Annotated in this window: 19 protein-coding genes; 12 read left to right on the forward strand and 7 right to left on the reverse strand. The window is 71.2% G+C overall.

Annotated elements, in window-relative coordinates; all coding sequences use genetic code 11:
• The first annotated feature begins 8 nt into the window (after positions 1-8).
• The 9 genes from ytxJ to ACIRDX_RS07645 all read left to right on the forward strand — a co-directional run bounded on the left by ytxJ (position 9) and on the right by ACIRDX_RS07645 (position 7,729).
• Complete coding sequence (ytxJ, locus tag ACIRDX_RS07605; protein WP_396624808.1) at positions 9-359, forward strand: bacillithiol system redox-active protein YtxJ; 351 nt, start codon at positions 9-11, stop codon at positions 357-359.
• 22 nt (positions 360-381) lie between these two features.
• Positions 382-1,182, forward strand: coding sequence for a class I SAM-dependent methyltransferase (locus tag ACIRDX_RS07610; RefSeq protein ID WP_396624809.1), 801 nt, complete (start codon positions 382-384; stop codon positions 1,180-1,182).
• Positions 1,183-1,225: 43 nt separating this feature from the next.
• Positions 1,226-2,806 carry a carboxylesterase/lipase family protein gene (locus ACIRDX_RS07615; protein ID WP_396624810.1) on the forward strand — a complete coding sequence of 527 codons (1,581 nt, stop codon included), beginning with the start codon at positions 1,226-1,228 and terminating at the stop codon, positions 2,804-2,806.
• Between the two features lie 110 nt (positions 2,807-2,916).
• Complete coding sequence (locus ACIRDX_RS07620) at positions 2,917-3,420, forward strand: hypothetical protein (RefSeq protein ID WP_396624811.1); 504 nt, start codon at positions 2,917-2,919, stop codon at positions 3,418-3,420.
• Positions 3,417-4,235, forward strand: a complete 819-nt coding sequence (locus ACIRDX_RS07625) for a carbohydrate-binding family 9-like protein (RefSeq protein ID WP_396624812.1) — start codon at positions 3,417-3,419, stop codon at positions 4,233-4,235. The genes ACIRDX_RS07620 and ACIRDX_RS07625 overlap by 4 nt, the downstream gene beginning before the upstream one ends.
• A gap of 9 nt (positions 4,236-4,244) precedes the next feature.
• Positions 4,245-5,051, forward strand: coding sequence for an undecaprenyl-diphosphate phosphatase (locus ACIRDX_RS07630; RefSeq protein ID WP_396624813.1), 807 nt, complete (start codon positions 4,245-4,247; stop codon positions 5,049-5,051).
• Positions 5,052-5,237: 186 nt separating this feature from the next.
• Positions 5,238-5,972, forward strand: coding sequence for a hypothetical protein (locus ACIRDX_RS07635; protein WP_396624814.1), 735 nt, complete (start codon positions 5,238-5,240; stop codon positions 5,970-5,972).
• A gap of 45 nt (positions 5,973-6,017) precedes the next feature.
• Positions 6,018-6,599, forward strand: a complete 582-nt coding sequence (locus ACIRDX_RS07640; protein ID WP_396624815.1) for a peroxiredoxin — start codon at positions 6,018-6,020, stop codon at positions 6,597-6,599.
• Positions 6,600-6,673: 74 nt separating this feature from the next.
• Positions 6,674-7,729 carry a DUF1080 domain-containing protein gene (locus tag ACIRDX_RS07645; protein ID WP_396624816.1) on the forward strand — a complete coding sequence of 352 codons (1,056 nt, stop codon included), beginning with the start codon at positions 6,674-6,676 and terminating at the stop codon, positions 7,727-7,729.
• Positions 7,730-7,835: 106 nt separating this feature from the next.
• On the opposite strand, the gene ACIRDX_RS07650 is transcribed toward ACIRDX_RS07645, so the two are convergent.
• Positions 7,836-9,905, reverse strand: coding sequence for a molybdopterin cofactor-binding domain-containing protein (locus ACIRDX_RS07650; RefSeq protein WP_396624817.1), 2,070 nt, complete (start codon positions 9,903-9,905; stop codon positions 7,836-7,838).
• A gap of 153 nt (positions 9,906-10,058) precedes the next feature.
• Here ACIRDX_RS07650 and ACIRDX_RS07655 point away from each other — a divergent pair, with 153 nt between their 5' ends.
• Entirely contained in the window at positions 10,059-11,411 is a 1,353-nt protein-coding gene (locus ACIRDX_RS07655; RefSeq protein WP_396624818.1) for a dicarboxylate/amino acid:cation symporter, read from the forward strand.
• Positions 11,412-11,541: 130 nt separating this feature from the next.
• Here ACIRDX_RS07655 and ACIRDX_RS07660 read toward each other — a convergent pair whose 3' ends face one another.
• From ACIRDX_RS07660 to ACIRDX_RS07675, 4 genes are all read right to left on the reverse strand, one after another.
• The gene (locus tag ACIRDX_RS07660) at positions 11,542-12,819 is read right to left on the reverse strand and encodes a lactonase family protein (RefSeq protein WP_396624826.1); all 1,278 of its coding nucleotides are present in this window, start codon (positions 12,817-12,819) and stop codon (positions 11,542-11,544) included.
• Positions 12,820-13,088: 269 nt separating this feature from the next.
• Entirely contained in the window at positions 13,089-14,366 is a 1,278-nt protein-coding gene (locus ACIRDX_RS07665; protein ID WP_396624819.1) for a nucleotide disphospho-sugar-binding domain-containing protein, read from the reverse strand.
• A complete protein-coding gene (locus ACIRDX_RS07670; protein WP_396624820.1) occupies positions 14,366-14,818 on the reverse strand; it encodes a hypothetical protein in 453 nt (150 codons plus the stop codon). Before ACIRDX_RS07670 ends, ACIRDX_RS07665 begins: the two co-directional genes overlap by 1 nt.
• Entirely contained in the window at positions 14,815-15,048 is a 234-nt protein-coding gene (locus ACIRDX_RS07675; RefSeq protein ID WP_396624821.1) for a hypothetical protein, read from the reverse strand. The genes ACIRDX_RS07670 and ACIRDX_RS07675 overlap by 4 nt, the downstream gene beginning before the upstream one ends.
• On the opposite strand from ACIRDX_RS07675, the gene ACIRDX_RS07680 reads away from it, so the two are divergent.
• Complete coding sequence (locus ACIRDX_RS07680; RefSeq protein ID WP_396624822.1) at positions 15,047-16,330, forward strand: neutral/alkaline non-lysosomal ceramidase N-terminal domain-containing protein; 1,284 nt, start codon at positions 15,047-15,049, stop codon at positions 16,328-16,330. The two genes, ACIRDX_RS07675 and ACIRDX_RS07680, sit on opposite strands and share 2 nt — an antisense overlap.
• A gap of 21 nt (positions 16,331-16,351) precedes the next feature.
• Here the strand turns inward: ACIRDX_RS07680 and ACIRDX_RS07685 are convergent, their stop codons facing one another.
• Positions 16,352-17,095: a hypothetical protein gene (locus ACIRDX_RS07685; RefSeq protein ID WP_396624823.1), complete on the reverse strand. Its 744-nt coding sequence runs from the start codon at positions 17,093-17,095 to the stop codon at positions 16,352-16,354.
• Positions 17,092-17,655 (reverse strand): YybH family protein, encoded by a 564-nt coding sequence (locus tag ACIRDX_RS07690; protein ID WP_396624824.1) that lies wholly within the window; start codon positions 17,653-17,655, stop codon positions 17,092-17,094. The genes ACIRDX_RS07685 and ACIRDX_RS07690 overlap by 4 nt, the downstream gene beginning before the upstream one ends.
• Positions 17,656-17,788: 133 nt before the next feature.
• Between ACIRDX_RS07690 and ACIRDX_RS07695 the strand changes: the two genes are divergently transcribed.
• On the forward strand, positions 17,789-18,751 hold the full coding sequence (locus tag ACIRDX_RS07695; RefSeq protein ID WP_396624825.1) for a Gfo/Idh/MocA family protein: 963 nt from the start codon (positions 17,789-17,791) through the stop codon (positions 18,749-18,751).
• Positions 18,752-18,972 lie beyond the last annotated feature (221 nt).

The following is an 18,972-nucleotide window of genomic DNA, read 5'->3' on the forward strand; positions in this document are numbered from 1 at the left end:
TTGAGATCGTGACGCTCCTGACGACCCTCGAGGCGCTCGACGCCCTGCTGGCCGAGTCCCGCACCCGCCCCGTCCTGCTGTTCAAGCACAGCGAGACGTGTGGCCTGTCCCTGCAGGCACACGAAGAGGTGGAGGCGCTGGTCGCCGACGCCACCTTCGACGTGCCGGTGCATCTGGTGTCCGTGCAGCGCAGCCGCCCCGTGAGCAACGCCATCGCGGAACGACTCGGCGTCCGCCACCAGTCGCCACAGATGCTGCTGGTGCACGACGGGCAGGTCGCCTGGCACACCTCACACCTCGCGATCACGGCCGACGCCGTACGGGCGGCCGCCGCCCGCCTGTCCCTGCCGACGCGCTGAGGCCCGCCGGTACACTGGCGGCATGCAGCCACGCGTCGACCTCTACGACAGCGCATACGGGCACTTCTCGGCGCGGGTGCTCGCCGACGTCCGGGCGCGGACCTACGGCATCGACATCGGGCAGAGCGGCTGGGTCTCTGTAGAGGAGTACGCCACCTTCATCGAGTGGCTGGGCCTGTCCGACGAGGCGCATGCCCTTGATGTGGGCTGCGGCTCGGGCGGACCCGCGCTGCACCTGGCCCGCGTGACCGGCTGCCGCGTGACGGGCATCGACCTCAATCCCCACGGGATCGAGGCTGCTACGGCCCAGGCGGCCGCCGCCGGCGACACGCGCGCCGAATTCCGCGTCGCCGACGTGGATCACCCCCTGCCGTTCGATGCGGCGACCTTCGACGCCATCGTCTCCATGGACGCGATGTGTCACATGGTGCAGCGCGCGCACGTGCTCGCCGAGTGGCATCGCGTCCTCCGTCCTGGCGGTCGCGCGCTGTTCACCGATCCGGTGGTGGTGACCGGGCCGGTGACCAACGAGGAGGTCGCCGTGCGTGCGTCGATTGGTCGGTTCCTGTTCGTGCCCGACGGCACCAACGAGCGGTTCATCGCCGAGGCCGGCCTGCGGCTGCTGTGCCGCGAGGATCTCAGCGAGGGCGGCGCACGGATGGCGGCGCGTTGGCGCGACGCCCGCGAGGCGTACCGCGACGAACTCGAGGCGGTGGAAGGCCTCGAGCGGTTCGAGGGGCTGCAGCGCTTCCTGGGCGTGGTCGCCCGCGTGATGGGTGAGCGGCGCCTGTCGCGCATCGCCTACCTGATCGAGCGTCCCTGATCGTGGCGGGGCGCGCGGTATGATGCGCCGCGAGGTCCCGCCCATGCCTTCGATTCCGTTGCTGCGTTCCGGCGCACTCGTCTTCGTGCTGGCTGCCCTGATCGTCGTGCCGCGCGCGCACGAGGATGTGCCGCCGCGCGTGGTGAAGACCACACACGGCCAGGTCGCAGGCACCGCTGGAAGCGTCGCGGGCGTCAGCGCCTACCTCGGCATCCCGTACGCGGCCGCGCCCGTGGGGGCGTGGCGGTGGCGCGAGCCGCAGCCGGCGCCGGCCTGGAGCGGCGTGCGTCAGGCGACCGACTTCGGCACCAGCTGCATGCAGGCGCAGGCGCGATCGCGGCTCCCGTGGACCGAGGAGTACATGACCCAGAACGCGGTGGGCGAGGACTGCCTCAACCTCAACGTCTGGACACCGGCGCGGCGCGGCACGCGGCCCGCCGCGGTCATGGTGTGGATCTACGGCGGCGGCTTCAACGAGGGGTCGAGCGCGGTGAGCGTGTACGACGGCGCGCCGCTGGCGGCGCGTGGCGTGGTGGTGGTGAGCCTCAACTATCGCGTCGGCGTGCTGGGCGGCCTGGCGCATCCCGAGCTCACGAAGGAATCGCCGCTCGGCGTCTCCGGCAACTACGGCATCCTCGACCAGGTCGCCGCGCTGCGCTGGGTGCGCGACAACATCGCCGCGTTCGGCGGCGATCCCGCGAACGTCACGATCTTCGGGCAGTCGGCGGGCGGGGTGTCGGTGGCGATGCTCATGCGCTCGCCCATGGCGCAGGGGCTCTTCGCTCGTGCCATCGGCATGGCCGGCCCCGGGCTCATCAGCGGGTCGGGGCCCGGGCGCGGTGGCTCGCTGGCCGACCGCGAAGCCGCCGGCGTGAAGTTCGCGGCGGCGCACGGCGCGGCCGGGCTCGCCGACCTCCGCGCGCTGCCCGCCGCGACCTTCATCGCGCCTGCCGTCAGCAAGGGCAACGCCGTGCCGCCGGCCTGGCCGCTGATGGACGGCCGCGTCATCGCCATCGAGGAACCCGCGTCGCAGGTGCCCGTGATGGTCGGCTTCACGGCCGACGACATCGGCACCAACGGCGGCGGGCTCGGCGGGCCCGCCCCGCAGGCGACGCTCGAGGCCTGGAAGGCCGACGCCGAGAAGGCCTGGGGGGCGCAGGCCCAGGCCTTCCTCGCGTTGTACCCGGCCGCGTCGGACGCCGATGTGGCCGCAGCGCGCAAGGCCGCCGGGCGCGACCGCACGCGCGTGACGATGGACCGCTGGGCAGCGTCGCAGGTGAAGTCGAGCCGCACCGTCTACACCTACTACTTCGACCGCGTCACGCCCTGGCCGGAGCATCCCGAGTTCGGCGCGCACCATACGTCGGAGGTGCCGTACGCGTTCGGCACCATCGGCCGCGGCAAGCGCGCCTGGGAGCCGATCGACCGCACCGTGTCGGACCGCATGTCGCGCTACTTCGTCAACTTCGCGAAGACCGGCAACCCGAACGGCGCCGGCCTCCCGCAGTGGCCGGCCTGGGCCCCCAGCGCGCACACCACGATGCGGCTCGGCGAGCAGCCGGGACCGATGCCCGTGGCAACTCCGGAGCGGCGCGCCTTCCTCGAGAAGGCGATGACCCCCTGACGTCGGCGACAGGCCAGAGGCCACAGGCTGCGGGCGCCAGGCTGCCTGTAGCCTGTAGGCCGTAGCCTGTTCCGTACCCGGTACCCGGTACCCGGTACCCGTCTCTTCCCATGCTGCCTCCTGACGATTCGACGCGCGCGACCCTGCGGCACCTGCTCGCCACGCTGGCCTATCGCTCGGCCAAGGTGCTGCGCGACGTGCCTGCCGACTTCCCGCAGGCCACGTTCGGCGACGCGACGCGCACGCCCGTTGGCATCCTCGGACACATGGGCGACCTGCTCGACTGGTCCATCTCGTTCACTCGAGGGCAGGGCGCCTGGGTGCCAGGCGCCTCGGCAGACTGGGACGTCGAGGTCGAGCGCTGGACGACGCGGTTGGCCACGCTCGACACGCAATTGCAGCAACCCCTGGCCGACGGCGCCGCGGAGCGGCTCATCCAGGGTCCGCTCGCCGATGCGCTGACGCATGTCGGGCAACTGGCGATGCTGCGCGGCATGTACGGCGCGCCGATTCGTCCCGAGAGCTACGCCCGCGCGGCGATCGCTGCAGGGCAGGTGGGACTCGAGCAGCCGCCGCCCGGACGCGAGTTCGACGGCGACGCGAGCGCGCGATGAGGGCTGCCGTCTGCTTCGCGCTCGGCCTCTGGACCGTCGTCCCGCTCGCCGCCCGCGCGCAAGACGCCGTGCCGACCCACCACGCCCGGCGCATCGGCGAGGCCATCCGCATCGACGGCAGGCTCGACGAACCGGCCTGGACGCTGGCGCCGCGCGTCGGCGCCTTCCGCCTGATCACGGCGCCGGACACGCCGCCGGCCTTCCCCACCGAGGCTGCGCTGCTCTGGGACGACACGCACCTGTACGTCGCGTTCGCCTCGAGCGGTCGCGAGGCCTGGGGGCGGTACACCGAGCGCGACGCCCGGCTGTGGGAGGAGGAGGTCGTCGAGGTGTTCCTCGACCCTGATGGCGACGGGCGGCAGTACGCCGAGATCGAAGTGAGCCCGCTGAACGTCGTCGTCGACCTGCTCATCGCCGCGCCGCGCGCGGGCGGACCCGAGGCTCGGCGCTGGGACGCCGCCGGGCTGCAGACGGCCGTGGCCCGACACGCCGAGGGGTGGGTGACCGAGATGGCGATTCCGTGGGCCTCGCTGGCGGGCGCCGGCGTGAGTGGTCCGCCGTCGGCGGGCGACACCTGGCGCGTGGGGCTCTACCGGATCACGCGGCCTGGCGGCGTGGACAAGGCCGCGCGCATCGATGCGCTGGTGGACGAGCGGCGGACGGCCAGCGAGGACCGCAAGGCCGCCATCGAGGCGACCCTGCAGCAACTGCGCGCCGACGATGAGTACGCGGCATGGTCACCGACGCAGCCCGACCGCGGCTTCCACGACCCGGAGCGGTTCGGCCGGGTCGTGTTCGCGCCGCGCGTGCGATGATCGAGCCGCGTGCATGCCTGGCAAGCCCTGGTCCTGGGCCTCGTTGAAGGACTCACGGAATACCTCCCGGTCAGCTCGACCGGCCACCTGCTGGTGACCCAGCGCCTGCTGGGCATCGAGGCCAGCGAGGCGGCCAACGCGTTCGCCGTGTTCATCCAGGGCGGCGCGATCATGGCGGTCCTCCTCCTGTATTGGCGCCGCATCCTGTCGATGCTGCTCGGGGTCGTGGGCCGCGACCCGGCGGGCCTGCGCCTGGCGGTCAGCGTGGGGGTGGCGTTCCTGCCCTTCGCGATCATGGGCTTCCTCTTCGATGACCTGATCGAGGGCTACCTGTTCGGCGCCCTGCCCGTTGCGATCGCCTGGGCGGTCGGCGGCGTGCTGATCCTCTACGTGTCGCCACGCCTCGCGCCGGGTGGCGCGCCGCTCGACCACGTGCCGCTGCGCGCGGCCGTGATCATCGGCCTGTGCCAGTGCGCCGCGCTGTGGCCGGGTGTGAGTCGCAGCTTCGCGACCATCCTCGGGGCCATCGCCGCGGGCCTGTCGCTGGCAGCCGCGGTCGAGTTCTCGTTCCTGCTCGGGTTGCTCACGCTGGGGATCGCCACGGTGTACAAGCTGCTCGACGGTGGCGAGGCGATGCTGCAGGCCTACGGAGCCGGCGCGATGGCGATCGGGTTCGTCGCGGCCTGGCTGTCGGCGATGCTGTCGGTCGTCTGGATGGTCAACTGGCTCCAGCGCCGGCCGCTCGCCGTGTTCGGCTGGTGGCGCATCGGCGCCGCGATCGTCGTTGTCGCCATGATTGCCCTCGGGCGCCTGTAGCGGAACGCACCCATTTCGACGTCGCTCGCACCTGCACTTAGGTCGAGCCTGCCCGAAAGATCACCGCCGCGTGCACGGACGCCACGCCATACTGCCGGGGCGGCCGTGCCCCGTCCTGGACGGCCGCTGGCGGCGCCCGTGTGCCGCACCGCGTCGATGCTGATTCGAGGAACGCTCGCCCTTGTCATGGCTTGCGCGTTGCCGGTGTGCCTGGCGGCGCAGCAGGCACCCGTGGCCCCCGCGGACACGCCCGCGGCGTCCCAGCCGCCGGCGCCGGTGGCCCCGACGCCGCAGGGTGAGGCCGTGGCGGCCAGCACGACACCGCCACCGGTCGGGCCGGACGCGACGCCGTCGCGCCTGCGCCCGCAGTGGGCGGTGTCGGTGTACACCGGCTGGCTCACCGACGACAACATCGCGCCCGTGCTGCAGTTCCGCGCCACGCGCTTCGACAACAAGCTCTTCGCCGTCGCCGTGTCGCGTCGCCAGGCGCGGTTGTGGAAGGACATGGAGTGGGGCTTCGAGGGGCAACTCGCCAAGCACTTCGACGGCGAGGGTGTACTGCGCCAGGACCACTGGGAGCTCAATGGCCTCTCGACGAGCACCTGGAACCGCTTCCCCTGGGACCGCAAGCTCGACACGAGCCTGACGCTCGGCGCGGGGGTGTCGTGGGCCAGCGAGGTGCCGCCGTTCGAGATCTACTGGAAGGGGCAGAGCCGTCAGTTGATGGCCTACCTGCTGTTCGAGACCACGGTGAGCCTGCCGTCGCACCCGCACTGGGGGGCGATGCTCCGCGTCCATCACCGCTCGTCGGCCTATGGGCTCTTTGCCAACGACATGAAGGGCGCCAGCAACGCCTTCACGTTCGGCGGCAAGTACATGTTCGGGTCGACCTCGCCGAAGCGTCCTCCCGTCGCCAACTGAGACGTCGCGGGACCACCGGCCGTCGGTCGGTGCTACCATCGCCGCATGCCCAGACTCCTGTCCCTCTGCCTCGTGGCGTGCCTCGGCGCGTCACCCGCGGCAGCACAGGCGCCGGCCCCCGCAGCGGCACCCGCCCCTGCACCACAGTACTCGGCAGAGCTGAAGGTGGGCGACGTGGCGCCCGACTTCTCGCTGCCGGGATCCGACGGCAAGACACACAAGCTGTCGGAACTGCGGGGGAAGACCGTCGTCCTCGCCTGGTTCCCGAAGGCCTTCACCGGTGGTTGAACGGCCGAATGCAAGTCGCTCCGTGAGAGCGGCCCGATCCTGAAGACCTACGACATCACGTACTTCATGGCCAGCGTCGACAGCCTTGAAGACAACACGAAGTTCGCGCAGATGCACGAGGCGGACTTCCCGATCCTCGCCGACCCGTCCAAGGCAACGGCGATGAAGTACGGCGTGATCCGCACCGACCGTCCGCCCGAACAGCGGTTCGCCGCGCGCTGGACCTTCTACATCGGTCCCGACGGGAAGATCGCCGACATCGAGCGGCAGGTGAGCCCGGCGTCTGCCGGGCAGGCGATGATCGCCAAGCTCGACGCGCTCGGCGTCAAGAAGAAGTAGCAGTCAGTCCCGCTCGTCGGCGAGGGCCCGGCCGCGTGTGGCCGCGCCCTCGCCATCCCTCCTGAGGAACTCGCATGCACGTTTCGGTCAAGTCCGCGTTGGCACTCGCTGCCCTCGGTGTGGCGGCGGTGGTGGGCCTGTCGGCCCAACAGCAGAATCCCTACGTCGGTCGGTGGAACATCACGCCGACGGGCAACGCCCGCGGGGTGTATTTCCTCGACGTGAAGGACGTCGACGGGCAACTGCAGGCGATGTTCCTCGATCGCGGCGGCCACGCCACGCCCGTGTCGTGGATCAAGGTCGTCGACGGCGAGCTGCAGTGGCAGTACGGCGGCGGCGCCGAGAAGCTGCCCAAGCCCGCGTGCGGGCCGCTGTACCGTGCCAAGCTCGAGGGCGGCAAGCTCGTCGGGCATCACGAGACCCCTGGCACGCCGTGCCCGCTGCCGGCGGGCGCAACGCCGCGTCCGCAGCCGGCAGCGCAGACCGTCAACTGGGTCGGTGTGCGCCAGCCGCAGTTCCCGCCGTCCAACGCCAACGGCAAGCACGCCTACGGGACGCCCGTGGTGATCGTGGGGCCGGGCGTGGCCAAGGAGACATGGGCCGGCCTCGGCGACGGCACGCCGAACTCGTGCGTCGATCGCTGGACGATTGCCGACGGCATCCTCTCGAACGGGGTGCCCGCGCGCGGCGAGCGCTCGACGTGCAACCCGCACACGAAGGAGAAGTTCAAGGACTTCAAGGTCGCCTTCGAGTTCAACCTCGGCGCAGGCCAGAACAGCGGCATCTACCTGCGCGGGCGGTATGAACTGCAGCTGATGCTGAACCCCGAGGGCCGCACCACGAGCTACCCCGGGCTGCTCATGGACATCTACGGGTGGAAGCGCGCCGACGTCTACGCCGGCAATCCCCCGGACGAGTGGCAGATCCTCGAGGCCATCGTCGTCGGCAACCGCGTGACCGCGGTGCTCAACGGCAAGACGGTGCACGACAACGCGCTGCTGCCGGCCATCACCGGCGGCGCGATGGACGCCGACGAATTGGCGCCGGGGCCGATCATGGTCCAGGGCGATCACTCGAAGGTGTCGATCCGCAAGCTGGTCGTCACCCCGATCACCAAGGCGGGTAACTAGCGCCACGGTAGGGCGGGATGTCCCCATCCCGCCGTTCACCGGCACAGGCAGGGCGGCGTGTCTTGGGCCGCCGCTATCGGATAGCGGCGCGGTCGGAGACCGCGCCCTACCGTGACGGCCACAAGGGCAACGACCGGCGCCGCTCGCCGGTCGCGTGCTCGATGGCGGCGGCCACCGCCGGCGCCATGAGCGTGATCGGCGACTCGCCGGCGCCCGCCGGCTCCACATCGCGCCTGTCGATCACCTGCACGTCCATCACCGGCATGTCGCTGAAGCGGGGCACGCGGTACTCCGACAGCCGCCGCGTGCGCTGCGACGTCGCGTCGAACGTCACCGACTCCCACAAGGCGCCGCCCAGGCCCTGAATCAGTGCCCCCGTCATCTGGTTCTGCAGCGCGTCGGGATTGAGCGCCGCGCCGAAGTCCCCGGTCGCCACCATGCGCGTCACGCGGAGGTTGGCCCCGCGCACCTCCACCTCCACGCACAGCGCGAGCCGCGCGTCCTTCTCGAGCGCGCAGCTCATGCCGACGCCGCGGCGTGAGCCGTTGGGCGCTGTCATCGGTGCGTTCGACCAGCCGAAGCGGCGCGTCGTCTCCTCGATCACGGTCCGCAGGCGCGCGTCGGTGATGTGCCGCAACCGGAAGGCGACGGGATCGACCCCGAGCTCACGTGCCCACGTGTCCATCGTCGACTCGCGCGCAAACGCGTTGGCGACGGCCGCGAGCGAACGGTAGCTGCCCTGCCGCACGTCGGCCTGCGCGCGCGCGAAGCCGATCCAGTGGTTCGGCACGTCGTAGGGCCAGCGCAGGCCCGCGGCGCCGCTGTTGTAGTTGGTGAAGCGCACGGCGACGAGCCGCCCGTCGGCGTCGATGCCGCTCTCGACGTCGAGTACGCCGGCCGGCCGCGTGTAACTGCAAGTGAACTCTTCCTCGCGCGTCCAGGCGACGCGCACGGGCGCGCCCACCAGTCGCGCGAGGCGTGCGGCCTCGACCTCGCACTCGCCGCGCTGCTTGCCGCCGAACCCGCCGCCCGACCCGGTCACGATGATGCGCACGCGGGCCTCGGGGATGCCGCAGGCGCGGGCCACCTCCTGTCGCACCAGGAACGGCGCCTGGACGCCGCAGCGCACGGTCACGGCGTCGCCCTCCCATGAGGCGACGGCCGCGCGCGGCTCGAGTGGCACGTGCGCGATGGGCGGGAGCGTGTATGCGTCCGTGCGCGTCCGGACGGCACTGCGCAGGCCGGCGTCGACGTCGCCTCTGCGCAGCAACGGCGGGTAGCGTGCGTCGGGTTGCTCGACGGGCGCGACCGCTGTCTTCCTGAACAGCGCGGGCCAGTCGGCCTGGGGCGTGATCGGTGTCGGCGTCCACGTCGCGCGCACCCTTGCGGCGGCGCGGCGGGCGAGTGCCGGATCGGCGCTGACGGCGGCCACGAGATCGCCGTCGCGGACGAGGCGCACGCCGGGCACCGCCTCGGCCTCGCGGGTGTCGATCGAAGCCATCGTCGCCTTGTGGTGCGGACTGCGCACGACCACCGCGTGCTGCATCCCCGGCACGCGCAGGTCCGTCGGATAGACGCGCGCCCCGGTCACGATGGCCCGGCCGTCGAGCCGGCGCACGGACTGGCCGAGGACGCGCCATGCCGAGGGCGGCGTGAGCGTGTCGGCGCCGCCGGTGCGTGCTGCACGCACAGTGGCTGCGGCGCGGCGGATCACCGGCACGGTCTGCGGCGTCGTCAGGCTCGCCCACGTGCCCCCGTCGTCGGGGCACAGGTCCGTGTCGCCCATCACGAGATCGACGCGTGCGATGTCGACGCCAAGCTCCTCGGCGAACGCCTGCGTGAGGAGGGCGCGGGCGCCCTGGCCCATGTCCATCTTGCCCGTGAAGGCGCGGTACGTGCCGTCGGGCACCACCTGCACGCGGACCGGCACGTCGCGGTCCTGTGCGCGCACCGAGACCAGGAACAACAACCCGCCCCCGAGCGCGAGAAACGCTCGCCGGTCGATCGACCCCGCCCCGCCGCCACTCTGGGGCTCGTACCCGGTACCCGGTACCCCGTACCCGGCCGTCGATCCGGTGCCCGGTTCCTCCTCAAGCAACTCGAAGATCTCGTACCGCTCCGGCTCGAGATCGCGCGCGAACCGTGCCTTGTACGCCTGGCGGGCGTCGTCGGTCACGCAGACCTCCCGGAATCACCAGGGCAGCACACGGGCAGCGGGGGCACGGCCTCGATTCGATCAGTCATGGCGGGTGGGGGCGTCTTCGCTCGCAGTATAGGCGGCTGCGGCGGCCGCGACACGCAACTCGACGCTACAATGGCGCCGACCCGCATGCGCTCGCCCTCCCTCGACACGCCGTCCCCGACGAAGGGAGGACTGCTCGGCAGCCTCTACGTCCAGGTCCTGATCGGCATCGCCCTCGGTGTGCTGCTCGGCGTGGTGCGCCCGGAACTCGCCGCCGAGATGAAGCCGCTCGGCGACGCCTTCATCAAGCTCGTCAAGATGCTCATCGCCCCCATCGTCTTCACGACGGTCGTGGTCGGCATCGGCCAGATGGGCGCCATGAAGGACGTGGGCCGCGTCGGGTTCCGCGCGCTGGTCTACTTCGAGGTCGTCTCGACGATCGCGCTCGTCGTCGGCCTGATCGTGGTGTTCCTCGTGAAGCCCGGCGTTGGCATGCACGTGGATCCGTCCACGCTCGACACGAAGGCCGTGAGTGCCTACACTTCGGGCGCCGCGCACACCGGCGCGGTCGATTTCCTGCTGAACATCATCCCCGACAGCGTCGTCGGCGCCTTCGCCAAGGGCGACATCCTGCAGGTGCTGCTGTTCTCGGTGCTGTTCGGGCTCGCCATGCTGCACCTGCAGCCGGGCAGCGCCGCGCTGGTCGGCATCCTCGAGGCCTTCGCGCACGGCCTGTTCGCCGTCGTCGGCCTCGTGATGCGGCTGGCACCCATCGGCGCGTTCGGCGCCATGGCGTTCACCATCGGCAAGTACGGCGTCGGCACCTTGCTGTCGCTCGGCAAGCTGATGGCCGCCGTCTACATCACGTGCCTGCTCTTCGTGCTGGTGGTGCTCGGCGGGATCCTCTGGTGGTGCGGCTTCAGCATCATCAAGCTGATCCGCTACGTGCGCGAGGAACTGCTCATCGTGCTCGGCACCTCGTCGTCCGAATCGGCGCTGCCGCGCGTGATGGCGAAGATGGAGCGCCTCGGCTGCTCGAAGTCTGTCGTCGGGCTCGTCGTGCCGACCGGCTACTCGTTCAACCTCGACGGCACGGCCATCTACATGACGATGGCGGCGGTGTTCGTGGCGCAGGCGACCGACGTGTCGCTGTCGCTCTGGGACACGATGTCGATCCTGGGCCTGCTGCTCGTGACGTCGAAGGGCGCCGCGGGCGTGACCGGCAGCGGCTTCATCACGCTGGCCGCGACGCTCGCCGCGGTGCCGTCGATCCCCGTCGCGGGACTGACGCTGCTGCTCGGCGTCGACCGCTTCATGTCGGAGGCCCGCGCGCTCACCAACCTGGTGGGCAATGTCGTCGCGACGCTCGTCGTCGCGAAGTGGGATGGCGCCCTCGACGAGGCGCGAGCCCACCGCATCCTCGACGGCCACGAGACGCCTGCCGACGAGGCCATCCTCGCCGAACCCCTGCCCGGCGCCCACCAGGCCGAAGCGGAGTGAACAGGTAGGGCGCGGTCTCCGACATCATCAGGTAGGGCTCGGTGTCCCGCATCATCAGGTAGGGCGCGGTGCCCCACCGCGCCGTTAGCCAGCCAACGGCGGGATGAGGACATCCCGCCCTACCTCCGCATCAGGACCCGACGATGCCTGGGAACGCGAGGGCGGAGGGACTGCCGACGGGTGTGTACTGGCCGGTGAAGGTGAGGCGGCCCGACCGCTTGTCGATGCGGAACGTCGCCACGTGGTCCGCGCGCTGGTTGCAGCTGTACAGGAAGTCGCCGCCAGGCGCGATCGTGAAGCTGCGCGGGTAGTCGCCGCGCGTCCACTCCTCGCCGACCCAGCGCAGCGTGCCGTCGCCGCCGATCTCGAAGATGGCGATGCTGTCGTGCAGTCGGTTGGCGCCGTACAGGAACCGTCCGTCGGGCGACACGGCGATGCCCGACGTGAAGTTGCTGCCCGCATAGCCGGACGGCAGTGTGGGCACGGTCTGCCGTGCGGTCAGGCGGCCCATCGACCCGTCGTAGTCGAACCGCACGATCGTCGAGCCTTCTTCCTGGATTGAGTACAGCCAGCGGCCGTTCGGGTGGAACGCGAGATGCCGCGGACCATCGCCGGGCGGCAGTGCGACCGAGGGCTCGGCCGCAGGCGTGAGCGTGCCCGTCGTGGCGTCGAAGGCCCATACGAAGATGCGGTCGAGGCCGAGATCCGGCGCCAACACGAAGCGGCCATCCGGCGACGGCATGATCTGGTGCGCGTGCGGTGCATCGTGCCCGCTGATGGCAAAGCTCCCGGGAGGCGCGCTCGAGGCCTGCGTCGGCCCCAGCGTGCCCGTCGTCTTCTTCACGTCGGTCGCCGGGCCCAGCCGTCCATCGGGCAGCACCGGCAGCACGGCCACCGAGCCGCCGCCGTAGTTGGCCACGAACAGGTGGCGCCCGGACTGGTGGAGCCGCGCGTATGTCGGCCCCGTGCCTCCAGAGGGCACGGTGTTGAGCAACGTCAGTTGGCCGGTGGCAGGCTCGACGGCGAAGGCGCTGACCGTCCCTGAGTTCCCGCCGTCGACCAGGTCACTGGCGTTCGTGGTGTACACGCGCGTGCCGCTGGCGTCGAACACGAGGGAGCTCGGGCTCGTGGGATGCGGCGTGACGCCCGCTGGCGTGAGGGCACCCGTCTTGCGGTCGACACGAAACACGTGGATGCCCCGGCCCGTGGCGCCCGGCGCTGTCCCCGACGGCGAGCTGTATGTGCCCACGTACGCAAACAACGGAGGCTCGGCCGCCGAGCGCTGTGCCGCGTCGTCACGGCTCTGTGCTCCGAGCCCGGCCGCGCCAGCGCCGGCCGTCTCCCTCGACTCCGCTCGGGACAAGCCAGCCCGGCCCGACAAGACGGCAATGCCTGTCGCCGCCTGCACGAAGGACCGACGAGTGAGAGTGCGCTGGGTGAGGCTGCGGGGGGCGCCCATGGTGGCGGCCATCATGCGCGGGCCGGTGCGGAGGGTCAACAGGGGCAGGGGCCGGGTACAGGGTACGGGGTACCGGGTACGGGGGACCGGGGACGCACAGGTGTAGGCGCCGGCCATGGCCGGCGCTCGCTGGCCGCGTAGGTCGGGGCCCCGTCGTTCGTGGGCGTCGTCGTTCGGGCCGGATCTCGCGGTGCCCCGTAGTTCGTGGGCGTCGACGTTTACGTCGACGCAACCGTTCTCACACCCGCAAGCGCCTCCATCTCCGCCACCGCGCGATCCTCGCGCACGTCGCGGGCGATGGCGTCGGCCATGCCACGGGCTGCCGCTCTGAATGACGACTCCCCGAGGAGGCGTTGAAGGTCCGCGGCGAGGCGGCGCGGCGTAGCGCGCGGTGATGCCACGAGGCCCGCGCCGCTCACTGCGACGCGCGCGCCGTTGTCCTTCTGGTCGCGTCCGAACGGTGTGACGAGCACTGGCAGCCCATGCGCGAGTGCCTTGATCACCGTGCCGTGACCGCCGTGGCACACGACGGCTGACGCGAGCGGCAGCACGGAGGCATGCGGCGCCGACGCGACGACGCGCACGTTCGGGGGCGGCGTCCAGGCGGGGGCGTCGAGACTGCCGAGCGTCGCCAGGCCACGCACCGGCAGGCGTCCCAGGGCCTCGGCGATGCGGCGGAACGTGTCGTCCTGGCGCTGATAGGTCGAGCCGAGCGAGACGAGGACGAGTGGCTCGCGCGCGTCGGCGGGCCACGGGGATGTCCACGGCGCGGGCCACGCCGGGTCGTCGAGTTGCGGACCGACGTAGCGGACGTGGGCCGGCAGTCCGCGCGGCACGAAGTCGTACTCACGGCTCGTGAGCACGAGGGCGCGCGGCAGGCGCAGCAACTGATCGAAGACGACGTCCAGCGGAGGCAGGCCGAGCTCGCGACGCGCGTCGTTGAGTGGCGGCAGGCCGAAGGCGAACACCCGCCGCGTGAGCGCGAGCATCACGGCGTCGCGGGCGCGACCCAGCATGCCGCGCGCCGGTGTCAGCCCGAAGCCGAGCGGCGTGAGTCCGTCGACAGGCGCATGAAACGGATAGTGGAAGAGCGTCGCCGCAGGCAGCCCCGAACGCTCGGCCGCGGCCATGGCGCCGAAGAGGAGACAGTCGACCGCCAGGGCCTCGGGGACGGTGCGATCGATGGCGTCGAGCACGTCGCGCGCGTAGCGGGCCGCCGGTCCGAACATGACCTGGTCGCCGATGCGGCGCAGCTGTGCCGGCGGAGATGCGGCCTCCCAGTCGCGCACCGTGTCGGCCGTGCGGTCGCGCAGGTTGTGCTGCGGCGCGTGCGTCCACGTGAGGAAGTGGCAGCCTGCCGTCTCGACGGCGTCCTCGAGCACGCGGTCGGCCAGCACGTGTACCTGGTGGCCACGCTGCGCCAGGCGGCGGGCGATCGACAGCTGGGCCGGCACGTTGCCGCCGCCCTCGATCATGGTGAACAGGAAGGTGCTCATCAGGCACTCCGGAACGACGCCAGCACGGCCTCGACGTGATCGACGATCCGGGCTGTCGTCGTACGCCGCCCGAGTCCGAGGTCGCGGCGGTACAGCTTCCACAGGTAGAAGTCGGTGGCCCCGAACAGGAGGTGCACGCGGCGCTCCCGCTCGGCGCCGCGCGACCCGGCCAGTGCCGATGCGAACGTGGTCTCCACCCAGCGCCGATGCAGTGCCCGCGCCTCGACGTAGAGCGCCTGGATCGTCGCGTGCTGGTGCTCCTGGACGAGGCCGTTCCAGGCGAGGTCGGCCATCGCCTCGTAGCTGGCCACCAGCGTCGCCACGGCGGCCGGCGTGTCTCCGTCCGCAGCAACCTGGCGACTGCGCTCCACCTGCGCGGCACAGCGTGACGACGCCTCCTGGAACAGGCGTTCCTTCGAGCCGCAGCGGCGCAGCACCGTCTGCAGCGTCACTCCGGCGCTTTCGCGATGGCCTGCAAGGTGACGTCCGCGAAGGGCTTCGTGCGGAACAGCGCCGTGGCGGCATCGTGAATCCGCTCCAGCGTGCGCTCGGCCGCCTCGGCACGCACCCCATCCGGTATCCCCGCTTCGTGGCCTCGATCATTTGATGTAAGTGACAAGAACACGAAAACAATGACGGCACAGCTAGGCATCGAGCCGGGATGCTGGCAGGATGGCGCCATGCGTTCCTTGATGGCGGGGATGGTGCTGGCGGTGCTGTGCGCGGCGCCGGCATTCGGCGAGATGCGGGCTGGCGTGGCGCGCGTGGACATCACGCCGGCCGGCTCGATGACCATGTACGGCTACGCGAACCGGAAGTGCGGGCCGTCCAACGGCGTACACGACCCGTTGCTGGCCAAGGCCCTCGTGCTCGAATCGGGCGGCGAGACGATGGCGATCGTCACGCTGGACCTGGGCAGCATGGTGTCGGACCGCTTGCATCAGCAGGTGGCCGAGCGGTTCGGCATCCGCACGCTCCTGCTGTCGGCCTCGCACACCCATTCGGCGCCGGCCTTCCTCCCGTTCGGCAGCGCCCCGGTGAGCAACGCGGCGGCCCTCGCGTATCGGGACGAGCTGGAGGCGAAGGTGCTCGACGCCATCGGGCGGGCCAAGGCGGCGCTCGCGCCGGCGCGTCTCCAGGTGGCGCGCGGCTCGCTTCAACTCGGCTACAACCGGCTCCTCCCGCGCGACGATGGCCGGTCGCGCGCGCTGTTCGACAACCTCGAACGCGTCCCGTACGGCCCGGTCGATCCCGAGATCGTGGTGTTGCGTGTCGATGGCATGGATGGGCAGCCTCGGGCCGTGCTGGTGCACTACGCGGTGCACGCAGTGGTGCTCGGCCCCACCAACTGCAAGTACTCGGCGGACTACCCGGGCGTGCTGCAGGCGACGGCGGAAGCCGGCATCCCTGGCGCGCAGGTGATGTTCGTGCAGGGCGGCGCGGGCGACATCAACCCGCTCTTCATGGCGCGGGCGGGCGACGAGGCGAAGGACTTTTCCGTGGTCGACGCCATGGGGCGCCTGCTCGGTGAGGAGGTGGTGCGGGTGTCGCGCACGGCGACGCCGGTGCCCTCAGGCAAGGAAGGCATCGCGGTGACGCGCGAGGTGATCACGATGAAGGACCGGTGGGACGCCTCGCAGTCGCTCGACGTCGGGATCGCGACCGTGCTGCTCAATGGCACCGTCGCCATCGCGGCGTGGCCGGGCGAAGTGATGCACGGACTCCAGCGCGACTGGAAGGCTCGCGCGGAGGTGCCGGTGGCCTTGTTCTACGGCTACACCTACAGCGGGGCTGGCACCTGGGCCGGATACGTGCCCGACCTGAAGACGGCTGCCCACGGCGGTTACGGTGCCGACGCCAGCACACGCGTGGAGGTCGGGGCCGGTGAGCGCCTGCTCGAACGGCACCTGATCAACCTCTACGGCCTGCAGGGCATGTGGAAGGACGCCCAGGGGAAGCCGTAGGCCGCCCCCGGGCGCGTGGTGCTAGAACCCCTTCTGGCGACCTTCGGGTGTGTCGCGGAGGGCATCTTCGAGCTGGCGCTGCGACCAGTTGTTCTTCATCACCTCGTTGATCCACGGCCGTGCGGCCGGGTCCGGCTCGCGACGCAGCACGCGCTGGTACGCCTGGCGGACCATGCGCTCGGCCTGGTCGTACGTGTACCGGCCGCCGTTGTGCGAGCTCGAGCCATACGAGCCGCCGCCGTACGCGCCACCCCAGCCCCCGTTGGAGCCGCCGTAGCCGCCGTTGTAGCCGCCGCCGTACCCGTAGTCGGGCGGACGGGAGGGCGGTCGCGACTGGTACCCGCCGCCATAGCCGCCGCCGTAGCCGCCGCCATAGGCGCCGCCCCACGAGCCGCCACCTCCGCCGCGCCGATCGACGACGAAGGACGAGATGCGGTCGTTGAAGCCGACGTTGCGGAGGTCGCGGATGCTGCTGGTGAAGCGCCGCGAGTCGCCGCGAAGGTCGTTGGAGCGGAACACCGCGACTTCGACGTAGCCGAACAGGCGGATCGACGAGATCTCGTCGTTGCTGCCCAGGGGCACCCGCCCGCGCAGCTCGCCGATGGGCGCGCAGAAGTAGCGGCCCATGTAGTTGATGTCCTCGTAGAAGCACGCACCGGCCGACGGGAAGGCGCCACGGCCCCAGTAGTACTGGGCCGACGCCGGTGCCGCCGGCAGCAGGAGCGCCGCCGCGAGGAACGCGACCGAAAGGAAGCGACTGGTCATGGCTTGGGCGCGGCCGGGGCCGCGGGCTCCGCCGCCGGCGTCGCCGCCGCGGCACTGGCAGGCACGCCAGCGGCGTTGTCGATGTCGTGCGACACGCGCCACTTGCCATCCTCGCCCTTGACGTACACCACGAGGTAGCGGCCTTCGGACGTGGTCGGCGGGGCGCCGGCCTTCGGCGTCACGGTGACCGCGTAGTGGCCGCGATCGAGGCCCACGGCGCCAAGCGTGCGGGTCTCATCGGGCGTCAGCGTCGCCTTGATGCTGACCTGCTCGAACATGCTGGTCAGGCTGGACACGATCGCGGCGCGTCCCTTGAGCGCCGGCTGGTTGTTCGGCTCGGAGATGGCGTTCTCCGTGTACAACTGCCCGATGGCCGCAGCGTCGCCAGCGGCGTACGCGGTCATGAACGCGTTCCTCGCGGCGGTGATGGCCGCGATGTCGTCGGGGGCGTCGAGGGCCGGTCGGGCGACGGTGGCCGGCGCGGGACCGGGGGCCGGGGCGCAGGCACCTGTGGCCAGCAGCCCGGTGAGCACGGCAGCACGTGAGAAGGGTTTCAGCATGGCCGCATGATATAGCGGCCGCGTGATCGCCGTGCAACGCACGTACCGATGACATGGCTCGAGACGCCACGCGTCGCGACACAGTGTCAGGAACTGGATATCTGCCGTGCGGCGATGTGCCGCGGAGACCCTGATGGAACACGTGCGCTGGGGCATCGTCGGGTGCGGCGACGTCACCGAGGTGAAGAGCGGACCCGCCTTCCAGAAGGTGGACGGATCGTCGCTGGTGGCGGTGATGCGACGCACGCCGCATCTGGCCGAAGACTACGCGCGCCGGCATGGCGTGCCGCGCTGGTATGCCGACGCCGAGGCGCTGGTCGCCGACCCCGAGGTGAATGCCGTCTACGTGGCGACGCCGCCCGACGGCCACCTGCCATACACGCAACTGGCCGCGCGTCACGGCAAGCCCGTGTACGTCGAGAAGCCGATGGCACGCACGCACGCCGAGTGCCTCGCCATGATCGAGGCCTGCCGCACCGCGGGGGTACCGCTCTTCACGGCCTACTACCGACGAGCGCTGCCGCGCTTCGTGAAGGTCAGGGCGCTCCTCGACGAGGGCGCCATCGGGCAACCGCGCGCGGTCACTGTGCAGTTGTCGCGTCGCCATATTGCACACGAGGGCAGCGTGCCCTGGCGAGTGGTGCCGTCGATCGCCGGCGGTGGGCTGTTCGTCGACCTCGCGTCGCACACGCTCGACCTGCTCGACTTCCTGCTCGGCCCCATCGCCGCGGCGGTCGGAGGCGCGTCGAACCAGGGCGGGCACTACGAGGCCGAGGACATCGTGTCGGCGTCGCTCGCGTTCGCGTCGGGTGTGCGCGGCACCGGTCTGTGGTGCTTCACAGCCGACCACGATGCCGACCGCGTCGAGATTCTCGGTACCGACGGACGCATCACCTTCTCGACGTTCGACGACGAGCCAGTGGCGCTGATCAGAGGCGCGACGCGCGAGGTCTTCGCCATCGCGCACCCGCCGCACGTCCAGCAGCCACTGATCCAGACCGTTGTCGACGCACTTCTGGGTCGGGGCACGTGCCCGAGCACGGGAGAGAGCGGCGCGCGGGCGTCGTGGGTGATGGACAGCCTGCTGCGCGGCTGAGGCGACCGGCGCGGGCAGCTCCCTCGTCCGAGACGCCGCGGCCGTTGCCGTGAGCCGTCTGCTCGTCATCCCCCCGGGTGTGGGCGTAAGATGCCCGCCATGCCCCTGTCCCACGGACGCAGGGCCGCGCTTGCGGCCGGCGTGGCGCTGGTCGTTGTCGGCGGTCTGCGACCGGCCGCCGATGCCCCCGTGCCGCCGGGGCCGGCGCTGGCAGCCAATGC

This window comes from Luteitalea sp. (assembly GCF_044337415.1).
In the GTDB taxonomy this organism is placed as follows: domain Bacteria; phylum Acidobacteriota; class Vicinamibacteria; order Vicinamibacterales; family Vicinamibacteraceae; genus Luteitalea.